The organism is Bosea sp. F3-2 (assembly GCF_008253865.1).
In the GTDB taxonomy this organism is placed as follows: Bacteria; Pseudomonadota; Alphaproteobacteria; order Rhizobiales; family Beijerinckiaceae; genus Allobosea.
The window spans coordinates 5,852,414-5,868,416 of the sequence record NZ_CP042331.1; the positions used below are offsets into that span (position 1 = coordinate 5,852,414).

Genomic DNA, 16,003 nt, shown 5'->3' on the forward strand with positions numbered 1-16,003 from the left:
GACCAATCCTTTCGACGCAGTAATGACCGTTGGGGGATGCTCATCGATCGATTTCGCCGAAGACGATATCCAGCGAACCGATGATGGCCGCGACGTCCGCAAGCATGTGCTTGCGGGCCATGGCCTCGATCGCCTGCAAGTGAGCGAAGGAAGGCGCACGGATCTTGCAGCGATAGGGCCGGTTGGTTCCGTCGGAGACGAGATAGACGCCGAACTCACCCTTGGGCGCTTCCACGGCAGCATAGACCTCGCCGGCCGGGACGCGGTGGCCCTCGCTGTAGAGTTTGAACTGCTCGATCATGGCCTCCATCGAGCGCTTCATCGTCTGGCGACGCGGTGGCGTCACCTTGAAGTCCTGGGCCGCGACCGGCCCGGCCCCGTCCGGGGAGCGAAGGCGTTCGATGCATTGCCTGATGATGCGCACGGCCTGGCGCATCTCCTCCATGCGGATGAGATAGCGATCATAGCAATCGCCGTGGCTGCCGACGGGGATGTCGAATTCCATCTCCTCGTAGCATTCATAGGGCTGCGCCTTGCGCAGATCCCAGGGGGCGCCGGAGCCGCGCACCATCACCCCCGAAAAGCCCCAGGCCCAAGCTTCGTCGAGCTTGACCACGCCGATATCGACATTGCGCTGCTTGAAGATGCGATTGTCGGTCAGCAGCTCTTCCAGATCATCGCAATGTGCGAGAAATGGGTCGCAGAACGCCCAGATGTCGTCGAGCAGAGCCGGCGGCAGATCCTGGTGCACGCCGCCGATCCGGAAATAATTGGCGTGCATCCGGGCACCGGAGGCCCGTTCGTAGAAGATCATCAGCTTTTCGCGCTCCTCGAACCCCCAAAGCGGTGGCGTGAGAGCGCCGACATCCAGGGCCTGCGTCGTGACGTTGAGCAGATGCGAGAGCAGCCGGCCGATTTCGCAATAGAGCACGCGGATGAGCTGGGCGCGCCGTGGCACCGGCAGGCCCAGGAGCCTCTCCGCGGCAAGGCAGAAGGCATGCTCCTGATTCATCGGCGCGACATAGTCGAGCCGGTCGAAATAGGGCAGCGCCTGGAGATAGGTCTTGTGCTCGATCAGCTTTTCGGTGCCGCGATGCAGCAGGCCGATATGCGGATCGATGCGCTCGACGACTTCGCCATCGAGTTCCAGCACGAGGCGCAGCACGCCGTGCGCGGCCGGATGCTGCGGGCCGAAATTCACCGTGAAGGTACGGGCTGCGGCATCGGCCAATGCGGCTCTCCCTTCAACTGGCGCTTGCTGGGCTAGATGTGAGCACGCGCCGATCTGACTGCAACGCAGTCAGATCGGAGAACGCGTTCTCTCACTGTAAGTTGAGAGCAGGGTAACGAGGGGGAGCCCCCCGAGAAGGCCTGCTTCATTATCGCCAAATCACGCGAGCATGGTGTGAAGGAGCTGTGACCGAGGACGCGGCGATTGCGCGGGCGGGGCTTGTCCGGCCGTGAAAGCCGAGGCGGCGCGTGCACATCATGACCCTACGGTCAGACATCTTCTCCGATCGCCGTGATGCCGGCCGAAAGCTGGCGAACAGGCTTCGCCGGTATCGTCAGCGGAGCGGTGTCATTGTCCTGGCGTTGCCGCGGGGTGGCGTACCTGTCGGCTTTGAGGTCGCGCAAGCCTTGAAGGCCCCGCTCGACGTCCTCGTCGTGCGCAAGCTCGGCGTTCCCGGCGATGAAGAAATGGCCATGGGCGCGATCGCGACGGCGGGGGCTCGTGTCCTGAACCGGGATGTCATCGCCGTACTTGGCATCGACCCGCATATCATCGACATGGTGACCGCCAAGGAAGAGCAGGAGCTGCTTCGCCGCGAGCGCCTCTACCGGGGTGATCGCGCGCCGCTTCTTCTGGAGGGAAGGACGGTCATCGTGGTGGATGACGGCCTGGCCACGGGCGCGACGATGCGGGCTGCGGTCATGGCGCTTCGGGAGAAGCATCCGGCCCGCATCGTGGTTGCAGTTCCGGTCGGCAGCCGGGAGACCTGCGAAGCGATGAAGGCGGTGGCTGACGAGGCGGTTTGCGCGACGATGCCGCGCTACTTCGTGGGCGTTGGAAGCTGGTATTCGGACTTCTCGCAAACCAGCGACGACGAGGTCCGCTCCCTGCTGGACAAGGCCAGCGGATTGCCGCCCAGGCCGGGCCATTAGGACGATGCGCGACCCAGCTCAGGACAGTTCCGACCAAGCCGGCGGCGCATAGGGGCCGGCCTGCTCGTCGAAACGGGTCCAACCCTCGCGCTGGTATTCGGCGCGGCGCATCTCGGCATTGATCGGCCCGGCCCCATCCATGATCTTCTCGATGGCCGGAGCATGGCTATCGCTGGTGCGGACCGAGACGACCGCTCCGCCCCTGCGGATGGTCTCCGCCAGAAAATGGGCCTCATCGTCACTGAACCCGGCGCCGGCCATGGCTCCGATCAGAGTACCGACAGTGGCGCCGGCGGTCGCCCCGACCGCGAGGGTGCCGAAAATCCAGCCGGCAGCCAGGACCGGGCCTACTCCCGGAACCGGCAGAGCCGCCAGCCCCGCCAGCAGGCCGGCACCGGCTCCAACCGTGCCGCCGACTTCGGCGCCGACCGCCGCATCGTCCGCGACCTTCGCCGTGTGATAGCCGATGATGCTGATATCGTCCGAAGAGAGCCCGGCCGCTTCGAGCCGGGTCACGGCCGTCTCGGCATCCGCGTAGTTCTCATAGGAACGTGTGACTGTCCGTGCCATGAAGCATCTCCGTGGATGGGACGCCCCCTCGGGAACGAACCGGCTTAAATCGACCTTGTTCCCTGCTCGCTTGCCTTCCTGATTGCGGCCGCCGAGAGGGGCTCCCGCTGTCGATATCCGGGCAAAGCGATGTCGCCGGCGGCTGGCGCCGCGAGCGATGAGCGTTGGTTCGTTAGCGCCCTGCGCCGGCGGCCGAACCATCACTGTGTTTTTGTGCGGCGGGTCGGGGAAATTCGGGAACCAGGCGTGAGGCTCGTTGTTCCACGAGCAGCGACGACCGATGCTGCGCTCGCTGATCCGAGCGCAGCCTTCATCCGACCGACAGAAAGGGAGAGCCGCTATGCAAGTCAGCGAAGTGATGACGCGCGAGGTCTGCGTGGCCAATCCGCAGGAAACCATTCAACAGGCGGCCAGGCTTATGGCCGGCCTCGACGTCGGAGTGCTGCCAGTCGGAGATGACGAGCGGCTGGTGGGCATGATCACCGATCGCGACATCGCCATTCGCGGCGTCGCTGAAGGCAAGGCTCCGTTGACCAAGGTCAGCGAGGTCATGAGCAACGAGGTCAGATACTGCTTCGCCGATCAGGAGATCGCCGAGGTCCTGCAAAACATGGGGGATATTCAGCTGCGCCGCCTGCCCGTCGTCGATCGCGACAAGCGGCTTGTCGGCATCCTCGCCCTCAGCGATGCAGTAGCTGCCGTTGCCAATGGTGCGGCAGGTGAGGCGCTGGCAGGTATCTCGCGTCCGGGTGGCCTTCATAGCCAGACCGGCTAGGCCCAAGCGCGCCGTCGAGGTTCGTGCAGTTCTCGACCGGACGACGGGGTGTGGAATTCGAAGCGATGGGTGCGTGATTGCCGATCGCGGGAAGAATTCTCCCCAAGACGAGAGTGCAGCAACCGGCGGGTTTCACCCAGCCGGTTGCTTGCATGCTTGCGACCTATTCGATGACATCGATGATTTGGCGGCTCCGCGGGTCGACGATCAGGACGTCGTCACCCACCAGGGTGTATTGGTAGCCGCGAAGCTGCTGGTCCCGCCCTGGAGTGCCCGCTGCGGGACGGCCGAGCGCTAGTCGACGAAGCGCACGAGAGCGCCAGGTTTCACCATGCCGGCAAGATCCTCCGCATCCCAGTTCGTCAACCGCACGCAGCCATGCGACGAGGCTTTGCCGATCCGGGAAGGCTCGGGCGTTCCGTGGATTCCGAATGTCGGCTTGGAGAGCCCGATCCAGACGGTGCCGACAGGGTTGTTCGGGCCGCGGGGAAGCACGAGCTTGTGCGTATTGCGGCCTTGCTGGAAGTTCTTGACCGGATCGTAGTGATAGGTGGGTTGCCTGACGACGCGCGCGACCTGGTATTCGCCCTCCGGCGACGGGGTGTCGCCACTGCCGATGGTCGCCGGATAGCTGGCGATCATTTCGCCTTGTGATCCATAGGCGGTGACCCTGCCGGTCCGCTTGTCGGCTTCGATCAACTGCACCTCTGCGCGCGGGGCGGTGCGCCCGGCTGCGATGACCAGAAGTGTTTCACCGGCCGCGCGGTAATGCGCGCGCGGATTGAGGGCGCGGAGCAAGCCCTCTCCCATTTTGAAGCGCTCGGCGAACATTTCCGGAGCTCTGCTGTAGGCGAGGCGCCGCATCCGGGCCTGTCGGGCGTAATCGCGCGGGATTCGTTTTGAAAAGACATAGCGGGCATCCGCCTCCGTCACCGTGTAGGAGGTGACGATGTCCTGGCTACTGTCACCGCCGAGGGCGCGCCAGGTGGCGTCGTCAACGGCATCACCGGCGCCGAGATTTTCGCGTCGGCGGAACTGGGCAAGAGCCTTGCGATAGTTCTCGCCATCCATCCCATCGATCTCGCCGGGGGAAATGCCCTGGCGTACCAGCAGCGTCTGCAGCTTGACGATGGCCGCGCCTGGCTTTGCGCGCTGTACGATTGGCTTTGTTCGCTGGACGGAGGAGGGCACCGGCCTGCCCGCCCGATTGATCTCGTCGGCCGTAAGGGCACGTGCATTGCCGAAGGCCGCGAGGAGGAGCACGACCGCAACGATGGTCGGCACGGCGCGGGATTTCGGGACCGGCTTCGGCATCTGTGTGCGCTCGTCGCTCAGCTAGTTGCGAAGGCAAGACGCCCGCCACCGCTGGGTGGCGGGCATCACGTCTGGTTCGCTATTCGATGATCTGGACGACCCGGCGCGTGCGCGGCTCGACCAGGACCGGCCGGTCGTTCACGACCGTGTAGCGATACTCCTTGTTGACGCGGAACTCCGCCGGGACGCGGTGATAAACCACGCCGCGCTGGGGCAAGACGGTGCCGACGCGCAATTCCTCACCATAGGAGTAGGAGGGGACGCGCTGTTCGACGACGTATTCCCGGAAGCGCGGTGTGTTGTCGCCGACAATACCGCCTGCAACCGCGCCGCCGACGCCGCCGACCACCGCCCCTACGGGACCGCCGACAATCGCGCCGCCCACTGCACCCGCCGCCGCACCACCGGCGGCTCCGCCGCGGGCGCCCTGCGGATTCTGAGCGAAGGCCAGCGCGGGAATGACCGTGAGCATCGCGGCCAAAGCTAATTTCTTCATGGCTTTTTGTCCTCCTGGAACAACCCAGACCCAACCGGCAAACCCCCGGCGTCAAGGCTTGGTTCCGCAGAAGAGCCAAATGCCCAATGGCTGGCATAAAGTTGCCGGGTTGGTTCCAGGTTCCGGGAAAGCTCGGATTTCATTGGCGTTTCTTGCCGCGAAGAGACCTGCGGGCCGACAAACGACGCACGCCACGGGCGGGGTCCATGTGCATCGCATGCGAGGCGGCAGCGGCCGCCATGTTTCCGCTCGAAAAGCCTCGGACGCTGTTGGGAAACAGCATCCCTTCCGGTTTCGCTTGCCTTCATCCCGTTCGGACAGTTTATATGTAAACGTTGTGCAGAGCGGAACAGCCGGCGCTTGCGCCTTGGTTCGCCGTTCCGCACTCTATGACGATGACAGTTCAATGACATCGACAAGGCCCGGAACCCGGCGATGACGGGTAACCGGGCGACAGGGAGGAGAGGATGAACGCGATCGGCGCCACGCAGGCCAGGCATGATGCACGGCCGTGGCTTGCGCATTATCCACCGGCAGTGCCGGCGGAGCTGGACGACGCCAAGATCGGCACGCTGGTCGATCTGATCCGTTCGTCCTGCGCGCGCTATGCCAACAGGCAGGCCTTCGAGAGCTTCGGCAAGACGATCACCTTCGCGGAAACCTTGCGCGCGGCCGAGGCCTTCGCCGGGTGGCTGCAGGCCAAGGGGCTCAAGAAGGGGGACCGTGTCGCGCTGATGATGCCGAACATCCTGGCCTATCCGGCGGCGATCTTCGGCACGCTCATCGGCGGCTTCACCGTCGTCAACATCAACCCGCTTTATACGGCGCGCGAGCTGACCCATCAGGTCAACGACGCGGGCGCACGCGTGCTCGTGGTGATCGAGAACTTCGCCCATGTCGTCGAGGAGGCGAAGCCGAACCTGAAGCTTGATGCCATCGTCATCGCCACGGCCGGCGACCTGATGGGCTTCAAGGGCAAGATCGTCAATTTCGTCGCGCGCCGGATCAAGAAGGTCGTCAAGCCGTTCAACCTGCCGGGCGCGGTGCCGTTGCAGCAGATCCTGACGAGCGGCGCTGGCATGACCCCCGTGACGGTGACGTCGGAGGATGTCGCCTTCCTGCAATATACGGGCGGCACGACCGGCGTTGCCAAGGGCGCGACGCTGACGCATCGCAATGTCGCAGCGAATGTCCAGCAGGCCGGGCTGTGGCTGGAATGGGTGCTGGAGCCGCCCCAAGGGCGCGGCGAATACCAGCACGTCATGGTGACGGCGCTGCCGCTCTACCACATCTTCGCGCTGACCTGCTGCTGCATGTTCCTGCTGCGGATCGGCGCCAAGAGCCTGCTGATCGCCAATCCGCGCGACATTCCTGGCTTCGTCAAGACGTTGAGGTCGAGCCGCTTCACCCTGATCTCCGGCGTCAACACGCTCTACAACGCGCTGGCCAACCATCCCGAGATCAAGAACGTCGATTTCTCCGAGCTGCGCTTCGCCGTCGCCGGCGGCATGGCGACGCAGGCTGCGGTCGCCAAGCAGTGGAAGGCCGTGACCGGGCGCCCGATCATCGAAGGCTATGGATTGTCCGAGACCTCCCCGGTCGCGACGATCAACCGGCCCGATATCCAGGAATTCACCGGCACCATCGGCTATCCGATCCCCTCGACGGAGATCGCCATCCGCGACGCCGAGGGCCACGACATGCCGCTCGGCGATTCCGGCGAGATCTGCATCCGCGGGCCGCAGGTGATGGCCGGCTACTGGAACCGCCCGGACGAGACCGCCAAGGCGATGACGGCCGACGGCTTCTTCCGCAGCGGCGATATCGGCGTGATGCTGCCTGACGGGCAGATCAAGGTCGTCGACCGCATGAAGGACATGGTTCTCGTCTCGGGCTTCAACGTCTATCCGAACGAGGTCGAGGACGTGCTGGCCTCGCATCCGGGCGTGCTCGAAGCGGCGGTGATCGGCCTGCCCGACGAGCATTCCGGCGAGGCCGTCACCGCCTTCGTCGTGCGCAAGGACCAGACGCTGACGGCGGAGGAGCTGCGCGCCTACTGCAAGGAGAACCTGACAGGCTATAAGGTGCCCAAGCAGATCTTCTTCCGGGAGACCCTGCCGAAGACTAATGTCGGCAAGGTGCTCAGACGGGCGCTGCGCGAGGAGGTCGTCGCCAAGCGCTGAGACGCGGACGGTCGACAGCCGGGAGGACAACGTGTCTTCTAGGCGCGGCTTTGCGGGAAGGAATCGCTACTGCTGGCCGTCGCAGGAGAAGATTGTCGCTTGCCTCACCGCCTCGCCGAATTGCCGCTGCTGCGCCGGCTGAAGCCCGGTCTCCACGTCTACGATGAGGAGGCGCTGAATGCCGAGCCGGCCATCGGCCTGCTCGACCAGCAGATCACGCCGATCGACTCCTTCTTCATCCGCAACAACGGCGAACTGCCGGAGATCGGCGACGGACACGACTGGACGCTGACGATCGATGGCGAGGTCGAGCGCCCGACGGTCTGGACGCTTGCGGGCCTGCGCCAGCGCTTCGAAACCGTGACGGTCACGGCCGTCCTCGAATGCGCCGGCAATGGGCGTTCGCAGTTCTCTCCGGCCACTGACGGGCTGCAATGGCGGCTCGGCGCCGTCGGCTGTGCGCGCTGGACGGGTGTGCGACTGGCGGATGTGCTCGAGCATGCCGGCCCGAAGCCGAGCGCCGTCTATACCGCGCACTACGCACCCGACCGACAAATCGGCAAGCCGGAGAAGGCGGCGCTGTCGCGCGGTCTGCCGATGGCCAAGGCGCTGGCGCCCGAGACCCTGATCGCTTTCGCCATGAACGACGAGCCGTTGCCGCGCCTGCATGGCGGGCCGTTGCGGATCGTCGCGCCGGGCTATCCCGGTTCGGCCTGGCAGAAATGGCTCGACCGCATCAGCCTGCGCCCGGTCGAGCATGATGGCGAGAAGATGCGCGGCACCGACTACCGGATGCCGATCAGGCCGCTGCAGCCGGGCGAGGCGCTGGACCCGGCCAATTTCACAGTGATCACCGACATGCCGGTGAAATCGCTCATCACCACGCCGGTCGACGGTTTCACCATGAAGGTGGGCGAGCGGCTGACGGTCGGCGGTTTCGCCTGGAGCGGCGCCATTCCGCTCGCTTCGGTCGAGCTCTCCTGCGATAGCGGCGAAAGCTGGCAGGAGGTGCCGTTGCAGCCGGGCGAGGGGCCTTTCGCCTGGCGGCGCTTCGAGGCGGAGGTGTCCGCCGATCAGGCCGGACCGCTCGTCATCATGGCGCGGGCACGCGATGTCGCCGGCAATTGCCAGCCGCTGGAGATCGCCTGGAACCCGCGTGGCTACTGCAACAACCAGGTGCAGCGTCTGCGTGGCTCGGTCGTCGCCTGAGGATTGAACCTTTTCGGCTCTCGCTGCGTCTAATCTCCGGGCCAGCCGCTTCGGCAAGGCTCCGCCGCCCCGGTCTCTCCTCCTCCTCCCATCGGCGACCGGGGCGGCTATCCCCTTTCGCGATGGTTAGAACCAGCTGACTTTCGGTGGAAACGCGCCGTCATTCCGGGCTTGCCCCGGAATCCATCGTAGAGCGCTTAAGCCCTATGATGGATTCCGGATCGCCGCCGCTTCGCGGCTTGTCCGGAATGACGGGACCGTTTCCGTGAAAATCCAGCATGCTCTACGCCGCCAGCAAAGCGCGTGCGTCGGCCGCATGGCCGGTCGCTGCCACGATCTCGCCGGCCGCAATGTCGCGACCGAAGCGCACCAGCGTGAAATCCTCTGCCCGTCCGGTATTGCCGCGTTCGGTCAGGACGCTGAGCGGCCTGCCGATGCGCTCAGTGAGATGCCGCTCATGCGCGGCGCCTGCCGCCGCCCGCAGCCGCGCCGCTCGCTCTGAGACGACGGTGCCGGGGAGTTGCGGCATGCGCGCGGCCGGAGTGCCGGGACGGGCGGAATAGGGGAAGACATGGACGAAGCTCAGCCCGCATTCCTCGACTAGCGCGAGCGAGCGGGAGAACATCGCCTCGTCCTCGGTCGGAAAGCCAGCGATGAGATCGGCACCGAAGACGATGTCGGGACGCAAAGTCCGGATCTCGGTGCAGAAGCGGATGGCATCAGTGCGACTGTGGCGTCGCTTCATGCGCTTCAGGATGAGGTCGTCGCCGGCCTGCAGCGAGAGATGCAGATGCGGCATCAGCCGCGTCTCGGTCGCGAGCAGGTCGCGCAGTGTGTCGTCGACCTCGACCGCGTCGATCGAGGACAGGCGCAGCCGCGGCAATTCGGGCAGGTCGCGCAAAATCGCTCGCGCCAGCGTGCCGAGCGACGGCTGATCCGGCAGATCGCGGCCATAGCTGGTGAGGTCGACGCCGGTCAGCACGATCTCGCGCGCGCCGGCTTCGACCAATCGGCGGCATTGCGCGATCACATCATCGGCCGCAAGCGAGCGCGAATTGCCGCGGCCGAAGGGGATGACGCAGAAAGTGCAGCGATGGTCGCAGCCGTTCTGCACCTGGACGAAGCCGCGCGTATGGCCGGTGAAGCGGCCGGTGACCGGCGCACGCAATGTCGTGCGGGCCATGATGTCGCCGACATCGAGCTTGTCTACGGCGGGTGCATCCGCGTTTCCAAGGCTGTTCGATCGGGCAAGCGCGGCCCAGCTCTCGGGGTTGAGCTTCTCGTCATTGCCGATGACGCGGTCCGCTTCGGGCATCGCCGCGAAACGGGCGGGCTCGATCTGCGCGGCGCAGCCGGTGACGATGACCGGCCGGTCAGGCTGCTCGCGCTTGAGGTGGCGCACGGCCTGTCGCGCCTGCCGGGTCGCCTCGGCCGTCACGGCGCAGGAATTGACGATCGCGGCGTCCTTCAGCCCGGCGGCTTCGGCCTGGAGCCGCAGCGCCTCGCTTTCGACGATGTTGAGGCGGCAGCCGAAGGTGACGACCTCCAGTGTCATTAGGTCAGCCCCTTAGGCCGCGCGCTCGATCAAGGCCGGGTCGATCCGGCCTTCCCATTCGAATTCGATCGGGCCGGTCATCAGCACATGGCCGTCGCTCTCGCGCCATTCGATGGCGAGATCGCCGCCCGGCAGGCTGACCGTGGCCTTGCGGGCGGTAAGCTCGCGCCGCACGCCCGCGACCAGCGCCGCGCACGCGCCCGAGCCACAGGCCTGGGTGATGCCGGCGCCACGCTCCCAGACGCGCAGGACGATATGATCGGGCGCCTTCACCGCGGCGAGCTCGATATTGGCGCGGTCGGGGAAGATCGGGTGGTTCTCGAGCAGCGGACCGATCTGTTCGAGATTGTAGGCATAGGGGTCCTCGACGAAGAAGACCGCATGGGGATTGCCCATGTTGACGGCGCAGGGCGTGTGCAGGATCGGATTGTCGATCGGCCCGATCTGCAATTCGAAGCGGCTGGTATCCTCGAAGGGCTCGGCGAGCGGGATCTCGTCCCAGGCGAGGCGCGGCGCGCCCATGTCGACGGTGAAGAGGGCCTCGCCCTCGCGCACGGTCGGCAGCAGCCCGGCCTTGGTCTGGAGGGCGAGGCGGGTCTTGGCGGCATCGCCCATCTGCGGATCGGCGACCATCGCCCAGGCGACGCAGCGCGTGCCATTGCCGCAGGCGCCGGCCTCGGAACCATCGGTGTTGTAGATGCGCACGAAGGCGTCGGTGCCGGGCGTCACGGCGTCGTGCAGGACCATGAGCTGGTCGAAGCGGGCGCGCGGTTCGGCGGCGATGGCGCGGGCCTCGGCCTCGCTGACGACATGCTTCGTGCCGCGCAGGTCGAGCACCGTGATCTGGTTGCCGAGCCCGTTCATCTTCAGGAACCGGCGATTGGCCAGAGCGTTCATTTGGTCACACGTCCCATGAATAGTGGGTCTATGGCCGAGGCGACGTGAAAAAGCCACCCTCATCCCCGTTCCTGAGAAAAGGTGGACATTCTATGTTGCACTGCAAGGGCGCGAATCGCGTGAAACTCAGGGCCGTGACGATGCGGTATTCCCGGATTTGTGTTCTGGCTCTCGCCGGCATGGCGAGCATGTCCAGTGGAGTGGTCTTGGCACAGGGGCGCGTTGCTGCGCCAAGCCCTGTCGAATCCGCGCCGCTCGCGCCACCGCCCGGCGCGGCTCCCGCTCAGGTTCCTGCCGCCCCGGCACAGACGCCGCCGGCGCCCGCTCCCGAGCAGCCGTCGACCCCGCAGCCGGTGCAGCCGCCTCCGGCGCTGCAGGGGCCTGTGATGCCGCAACCCGTTCAGCCCGCGCCGACGATGCCGATCGAGCCGCAGCCGGTGCAGCCGCCGCCGACGCTGCCTGCGCCGGGGCAGCCGCTTCCGCCTCCGCCTTTGCAGCAGCAGGCCGGCGTGCCCGATCCCAATTCGACCTTGGCCGGGAAGGGCACCGACAGCAGCGATGTCGGCGAGGTCGTGCTCGCGCCGAAGCCGGTGCTGATGCAGTCGGGGCAGGCGACCTGGGACCAGGGGTTCCAGAAGCTCTCCAACAGCATCAAGGCCCTGCGCGCCGAGGCGCAAAGGGCGGGGTTGGCGGTTGCCGGACGGCCGCTCTCGCTCTTCGTCGAGACCACCGATGATGGCTTCCGGTTCGATGCCATGCTGCCGGTCGCGATCCCGCCCGGCGGGCAGGCGCCGTCCCTAGGCCCGGATTTCCGGATGGGCACCTCGCCCGCGGGGCGCGCGCTGCGCTTCCTGCATCAGGCGCCCTATGACGACATCGATTCGACCTATGAGACGATCACCGCCTATCTCGAAGCGAAGAGCATCGTCGTGAAGGACGCCTTCCTCGAGGAATATGTCAGCGAGCTCAACGATCCCGGCGATCCGAACCTCGAGATCAACGTCTACGTGCAGCCGAAATAGGGCGTGCAGGCTGCCGTGCGGTCATTCCGGGGCGCGCCGAAGGCGCGAGCCCGGAACCCAGAACCGATGCCGTTTATCGCAAGGGCGCCGGCGGTCTCAGCCTATCGGTTGAAGGACATCGGTTCTGGGTTCCGGGCTCATCGCTGCGCGATGCCCCGGAATGACGGCGGTGCGTGTCACGCGCTCCAGCTCAATCCCGGTCGCATCGGCCTGAAGCGCTCTTCCGGCAAACCGGCCGCCGCCAGCGCCGCTTCCAGCGCCTTGAGCGGGCGCTCCACGCCCTCGTCGGTGAGCTGGAAGGTGCCCCAGTGGTGGCCGATCGCCTGCTCCGCGCGCAATGCCAGCATCACCCTGACCGCTTCCTCCGGGTTCATGTGATTGTCTGACATGAACCAGCGCGGCTCATAGGCGCCGATCGGCAGCACGGCGAGGTGGAAGGGTCCATGCTCGCTTCCGAGCCGCTCATAGAGCGAGCCGTCGTGATAGCCGGTGTCGCCGATATGGAAGATTTTCGTGCTTGCCGTTTCCAGGACATAGGAGCACCAGAGCGCCATGCGCCGGTCGAAGGCGCCGCGCGCCGACCAGTGATAGCTCGGCAGCAGCGTGATCGCGACGGCTTCCGACAGCTGAAGCCGGTCGTTCCAGTCGTGGGCCTCGGCATGGGCGTCCGGAATCCGGGCCTTGACGATGGTGTCGTTGCCGAGCGGCATGATCATGCGCGGCTGGTCGCGGTGGTGGAGGCGTGCCAGCGTTTCGATGTCGAGATGATCGTAGTGGTTGTGGGTGATCAGGACCGTATCGATCTTCGGCAGGTCGTCGAAGGCGACGCCGGGCTCGTTCACGCGCCGGGGACCGATGAAGGAGAAGGGGCTGGCGCGCTCGGAATAGACCGGGTCTACCAGCAGGTTGAGGCCGCCGACCTGATAGAGAAACGAGGCGTGGCCGAGATGGACGATGCGGATGCCGTCGACGCGCGCCGGCGGCTTGTCCTGCGGCGGCGCGGCATATTGCAGGGGGAAGGCCTCACGCTCGCGCTTGCCCGCCTGCCAGCGCAGGACGTCGAGAAGTCCCTTGTTGACCGACCGGCCATCGCTGAAGACGATGCCGTCGAAATGGTCGCTGATCGGGCCCTGATAATAAGGGTTGCGCGAGCGGGAAATCGTGGCCCAGGCGGCACCGGTCGAAGCCAGCAGCGCACCGAGGCCGACGAAAGAGAGAAGTTTGCGGCGGGTCATGGCCCAGAAGAGGTAGGCCGCCGCAACGCGGCGTCAAGGCTACGACGCCTTAATCGCCAGGGCGTGAAGCCAGCGCGTGGCCATGCGGTCATAGCCTGAGCCCATCTCCTCCTCGATCTGCAGGGACTGCCAGCGGCTTGGGGCTCCGAAGGCGTCGCGCAACTCGGCGGAGGAGAGATAGTTGAAATAGCGGCCGAGGCTGTCGCGCCCTTCGGCTTCTCCGGCCTTGAAGCTGGCGTAGAAGGCGCCGCACGGCCGCAGCGCGGCATGGATGCGGTCGATGATGCCGGGCAAAGCCGGGCGCGGCGCGTGCAGCAGGCAGGCATGCGCCCAGACGCCGTCATAGGCCGCGACCTCGTCGAGATTCTCGAACAGCAGGACACGGACCTCGCGGCCGAGCCGCTGCGCCGCCTGCTGAGCCAGCTCCGGGGAACCGTCCGTCGGGACAACGTCGAAGCCGCGTCGCAGCATCTCCTCGCTGTCCTGGCCGCCACCGCAACCCAATTCGAGAATGCGGGCGCCGGGAGCAAGTCCTGCCGCGAAGATGTCGATGCGGCGGTGCTCGGCCTGCCGGTCACGCCCCGCATAGGCGCCGGCTTCCTCGGCATAGAAGCCGAGGGTCTGATCGTCCTTGCTCGACATGACAGGCGTCAGTTGCTCCCGGAGCGGATCGCGACCGTCGCGACGCCGGCGCCGATCAGCAGCGTGCCGCCGGCCTTGTTGAACAGCCCGATCGCGCGTGGGTTGCTGACCACGGCCCGGGCGCGCGAGGCGACCAGCGCGTAGCCCATGGCGTTGGCGAAGGCGAGGCTGATGAAGGTCGTCTCGAAGATCAGCATCTGCGTCCAGAAATCGCCCTTGGTGTCGAGGAACTGGGGCAGGAAGGCGACGAAGAAGGTGATGCTCTTCGGGTTGAGCGCGGTCACCAGCCAGGCATGGCCGAGCATCTTCCAGGCGGGCGCGGCATCCTCGCGCGGCTTGGCATCGAGCGAGCCACCGGCGCGGAAGAGCTTGATGCCGAGCCAGACGAGATAGGCGGCGCCGATCCATTTCAGCGCGGTGAAGACCATGGCGGAGGTGGCGAGCAGAGCGCCGACACCGAGCATGGAGAGCGTCATCGCCGTGAAATCACCGAGCGCGACGCCGACGGCGATAGGGAAAGCCGTGCGCCAGCCCTGGCCGAGCGCATAGGAGATCACGAGGAGAATCGTCGGTCCGGGGATGACCAGGAGGACGGCGGTGGCGGCAGCGAAGGCGGCCCAGGCTTCGAAGGTCATGATGATGGCTCCGCTAAAAACCAGAGCCATCACCAGAAGCGGGTGTTTGTAAAGAGGGTCAGCGAGCCGGTCGCGGATTATTGCCGAACGAGACCGCGGGGCCGGCCCCCTCGGCCGCCATTTCACGGCGTACCTCCGGCTCGGCCGCGACGACCAGCACCCACCAGGCGCGATAGCTCGTGCGCGGGTCCTTGGACAGCGCGATGCCGTAGCGGGTCACTTCCTTCAGCCTTAGATTGGCATCATGGCCGGGCGACTTGCGCCAGCCGTCGAAGGCCTCCTCGACCGAGAAATAGCCACCGCCCAGATTCTCCGCCGCTCGCGCGGCGTCGACACCAGCGGCATGGATGCGGGCGGTGAAGTTGCCGCCGGCATCATGAGACAGCGCGTTGGCGGCGACCATCGCGTCGGCCTGGCGCTGCGCCATCGCCATCAGCCGCGGATCCGGGCGGACCGGACCGAGGCCGTTGCTGGCGCGGTAGGTGTTGAGGATGCGCCCGGCCTGGGCTGGATCAAGGGAGACGGCGTTGAGCTTCTCGACCATGCGGGGATCGAGCGGGCCCTCGCGCCGCGGATCGCCAGCGCAGGCGGCGAGGAGGGCGGCGGAAACCAGCAGAGCCAGGGCGGAGAGGCGTTTCATCGCGGCATAGTCTCGAATCGGGCGGGCAGCGATGCCGCCCGATCAGGGCCTTTCTGGGGCCGTGGCAGGATTGGAGCATCGGACCGAAAAGTGGAATCCACTTTTCGGAGAAATCCGATGCTCAAACAAAGGGCTAGATCGCCACTTCGTGTCCGAAAGGGCGCACGGCGATCTAGCTGCGCGCGCCGCCGATCACGCGGCAGAAGGCCTTGCGGACATAGTCCTCCGGCGCGACCTGCCCGGCCTGGACGACGAAGACCGCATCGACGCGCGTGCCATTGCCGTTCTTGCGGGCGGTAATGCGCAGCGTCTGCGGGCGGCCCGAACCGGTGGATTCCTGGATGGCGACGACGGCGCTGGTCGGCTTGTCGATACGCATGTCGGCAAAGCCTTCTGCCGAGACGGCGGCGGCAAGATCTTTGAGCACGGCAGCGGGCTGACGATTGGGGACGAGATCCCAGGTGCGATAGCTGAGGCCCGTGACCATCGGCACGCCATCGACCTTGAAGTTGCTGGCGCAGGGCTGGGCGAGAGCAGGCGCCGCGAACAGGACCAAGCCCGCAGCAGAGGACAATGCCGTTCTGAAAAGTGAAGACATTCAGCGATCCTTTGGTAATGAAATGAAGCCGCGGAAAATTGCGGCAAGGTGCAGAGAGATGCAACGGCA

16 protein-coding genes are annotated in these 16,003 nt (G+C 66.0%); 5 read left to right on the forward strand and 11 right to left on the reverse strand.

Annotation, left to right across the window (positions count from 1 at the left end; translation table 11 throughout):
• Nucleotides 1-40: 40 nt before the first annotated feature.
• Complete coding sequence (locus tag FQV39_RS27185; protein WP_149133136.1) at nt 41-1,231, reverse strand: NADH-quinone oxidoreductase subunit D; 1,191 nt, start codon at nt 1,229-1,231, stop codon at nt 41-43.
• Between the two features lie 257 nt (nt 1,232-1,488).
• Between FQV39_RS27185 and FQV39_RS27190 the strand changes: the two genes are divergently transcribed.
• Complete coding sequence (locus tag FQV39_RS27190; protein WP_149134065.1) at nt 1,489-2,163, forward strand: phosphoribosyltransferase; 675 nt, start codon at nt 1,489-1,491, stop codon at nt 2,161-2,163.
• An 18-nt stretch (nt 2,164-2,181) separates the two neighbouring features.
• Here FQV39_RS27190 and FQV39_RS27195 read toward each other — a convergent pair whose 3' ends face one another.
• Complete coding sequence (locus tag FQV39_RS27195) at nt 2,182-2,733, reverse strand: general stress protein (RefSeq protein ID WP_149133137.1); 552 nt, start codon at nt 2,731-2,733, stop codon at nt 2,182-2,184.
• 340 nt (nt 2,734-3,073) lie between these two features.
• Between FQV39_RS27195 and FQV39_RS27200 the strand changes: the two genes are divergently transcribed.
• On the forward strand, nt 3,074-3,508 hold the full coding sequence (locus FQV39_RS27200) for a CBS domain-containing protein (RefSeq protein WP_149133138.1): 435 nt from the start codon (nt 3,074-3,076) through the stop codon (nt 3,506-3,508).
• A 294-nt stretch (nt 3,509-3,802) separates the two neighbouring features.
• Here FQV39_RS27200 and FQV39_RS27205 read toward each other — a convergent pair whose 3' ends face one another.
• Both FQV39_RS27205 and FQV39_RS27210 read right to left on the reverse strand, forming a co-directional pair.
• Entirely contained in the window at nt 3,803-4,822 is a 1,020-nt protein-coding gene (locus FQV39_RS27205) for a L,D-transpeptidase family protein (protein ID WP_149133139.1), read from the reverse strand.
• 79 nt (nt 4,823-4,901) lie between these two features.
• Nucleotides 4,902-5,318 (reverse strand): DUF1236 domain-containing protein, encoded by a 417-nt coding sequence (locus tag FQV39_RS27210; RefSeq protein WP_149133140.1) that lies wholly within the window; start codon nt 5,316-5,318, stop codon nt 4,902-4,904.
• A gap of 467 nt (nt 5,319-5,785) precedes the next feature.
• On the opposite strand from FQV39_RS27210, the gene FQV39_RS27215 reads away from it, so the two are divergent.
• Together FQV39_RS27215 and FQV39_RS27220 are read left to right on the forward strand one after the other, a co-directional pair.
• Nucleotides 5,786-7,501, forward strand: coding sequence for an AMP-binding protein (locus FQV39_RS27215; protein ID WP_149133141.1), 1,716 nt, complete (start codon nt 5,786-5,788; stop codon nt 7,499-7,501).
• A 99-nt stretch (nt 7,502-7,600) separates the two neighbouring features.
• On the forward strand, nt 7,601-8,710 hold the full coding sequence (locus tag FQV39_RS27220; protein ID WP_149133142.1) for a sulfite oxidase: 1,110 nt from the start codon (nt 7,601-7,603) through the stop codon (nt 8,708-8,710).
• A 283-nt stretch (nt 8,711-8,993) separates the two neighbouring features.
• On the opposite strand, the gene mtaB is transcribed toward FQV39_RS27220, so the two are convergent.
• Nucleotides 8,994-10,265 carry a tRNA (N(6)-L-threonylcarbamoyladenosine(37)-C(2))-methylthiotransferase MtaB gene (mtaB, locus tag FQV39_RS27225; RefSeq protein ID WP_149133143.1) on the reverse strand — a complete coding sequence of 424 codons (1,272 nt, stop codon included), beginning with the start codon at nt 10,263-10,265 and terminating at the stop codon, nt 8,994-8,996.
• A gap of 12 nt (nt 10,266-10,277) precedes the next feature.
• Nucleotides 10,278-11,162 (reverse strand): diaminopimelate epimerase, encoded by an 885-nt coding sequence (gene dapF, locus FQV39_RS27230; protein ID WP_149133144.1) that lies wholly within the window; start codon nt 11,160-11,162, stop codon nt 10,278-10,280.
• A gap of 386 nt (nt 11,163-11,548) precedes the next feature.
• Between dapF and FQV39_RS27235 the strand changes: the two genes are divergently transcribed.
• Nucleotides 11,549-12,184 (forward strand): GyrI-like domain-containing protein, encoded by a 636-nt coding sequence (locus FQV39_RS27235; RefSeq protein ID WP_187640077.1) that lies wholly within the window; start codon nt 11,549-11,551, stop codon nt 12,182-12,184.
• Between the two features lie 176 nt (nt 12,185-12,360).
• On the opposite strand, the gene FQV39_RS27240 is transcribed toward FQV39_RS27235, so the two are convergent.
• From FQV39_RS27240 to FQV39_RS27260, 5 genes are all read right to left on the reverse strand, one after another.
• Complete coding sequence (locus FQV39_RS27240; RefSeq protein WP_149133146.1) at nt 12,361-13,419, reverse strand: MBL fold metallo-hydrolase; 1,059 nt, start codon at nt 13,417-13,419, stop codon at nt 12,361-12,363.
• A gap of 39 nt (nt 13,420-13,458) precedes the next feature.
• Nucleotides 13,459-14,061 (reverse strand): class I SAM-dependent methyltransferase, encoded by a 603-nt coding sequence (locus tag FQV39_RS27245; protein WP_149133147.1) that lies wholly within the window; start codon nt 14,059-14,061, stop codon nt 13,459-13,461.
• 8 nt (nt 14,062-14,069) lie between these two features.
• Nucleotides 14,070-14,696, reverse strand: coding sequence for a LysE family translocator (locus FQV39_RS27250; protein ID WP_149133148.1), 627 nt, complete (start codon nt 14,694-14,696; stop codon nt 14,070-14,072).
• A gap of 58 nt (nt 14,697-14,754) precedes the next feature.
• Nucleotides 14,755-15,336 carry a CAP domain-containing protein gene (locus tag FQV39_RS27255; protein WP_149133149.1) on the reverse strand — a complete coding sequence of 194 codons (582 nt, stop codon included), beginning with the start codon at nt 15,334-15,336 and terminating at the stop codon, nt 14,755-14,757.
• 172 nt (nt 15,337-15,508) lie between these two features.
• Complete coding sequence (locus FQV39_RS27260) at nt 15,509-15,934, reverse strand: hypothetical protein (protein WP_149133150.1); 426 nt, start codon at nt 15,932-15,934, stop codon at nt 15,509-15,511.
• Nucleotides 15,935-16,003 lie beyond the last annotated feature (69 nt).

What these genes read in the sequence shown, in the direction of transcription:
- FQV39_RS27190 (WP_149134065.1), top strand. Translation starts at nt 1,489, where the DNA reads ATGACCCTACGGTCAGACATCTTCTCCGATCGCCGTGATGCCGGCCGA.
- FQV39_RS27195 (WP_149133137.1), bottom strand. Translation starts at nt 2,733, where the DNA reads ATGGCACGGACAGTCACACGTTCCTATGAGAACTACGCGGATGCCGAG.
- FQV39_RS27200 (WP_149133138.1), top strand. Translation starts at nt 3,074, where the DNA reads ATGCAAGTCAGCGAAGTGATGACGCGCGAGGTCTGCGTGGCCAATCCG.
- FQV39_RS27205 (WP_149133139.1), bottom strand. Translation starts at nt 4,822, where the DNA reads ATGCCGAAGCCGGTCCCGAAATCCCGCGCCGTGCCGACCATCGTTGCG.
- FQV39_RS27210 (WP_149133140.1), bottom strand. Translation starts at nt 5,318, where the DNA reads ATGAAGAAATTAGCTTTGGCCGCGATGCTCACGGTCATTCCCGCGCTG.
- FQV39_RS27215 (WP_149133141.1), top strand. Translation starts at nt 5,786, where the DNA reads ATGAACGCGATCGGCGCCACGCAGGCCAGGCATGATGCACGGCCGTGG.
- mtaB (WP_149133143.1), bottom strand. Translation starts at nt 10,265, where the DNA reads ATGACACTGGAGGTCGTCACCTTCGGCTGCCGCCTCAACATCGTCGAA.
- dapF (WP_149133144.1), bottom strand. Translation starts at nt 11,162, where the DNA reads ATGAACGCTCTGGCCAATCGCCGGTTCCTGAAGATGAACGGGCTCGGC.
- FQV39_RS27235 (WP_187640077.1), top strand. Translation starts at nt 11,549, where the DNA reads ATGCCGCAACCCGTTCAGCCCGCGCCGACGATGCCGATCGAGCCGCAG.
- FQV39_RS27240 (WP_149133146.1), bottom strand. Translation starts at nt 13,419, where the DNA reads ATGACCCGCCGCAAACTTCTCTCTTTCGTCGGCCTCGGTGCGCTGCTG.
- FQV39_RS27245 (WP_149133147.1), bottom strand. Translation starts at nt 14,061, where the DNA reads ATGTCGAGCAAGGACGATCAGACCCTCGGCTTCTATGCCGAGGAAGCC.
- FQV39_RS27250 (WP_149133148.1), bottom strand. Translation starts at nt 14,696, where the DNA reads ATGACCTTCGAAGCCTGGGCCGCCTTCGCTGCCGCCACCGCCGTCCTC.
- FQV39_RS27255 (WP_149133149.1), bottom strand. Translation starts at nt 15,336, where the DNA reads ATGAAACGCCTCTCCGCCCTGGCTCTGCTGGTTTCCGCCGCCCTCCTC.
- FQV39_RS27260 (WP_149133150.1), bottom strand. Translation starts at nt 15,934, where the DNA reads ATGTCTTCACTTTTCAGAACGGCATTGTCCTCTGCTGCGGGCTTGGTC.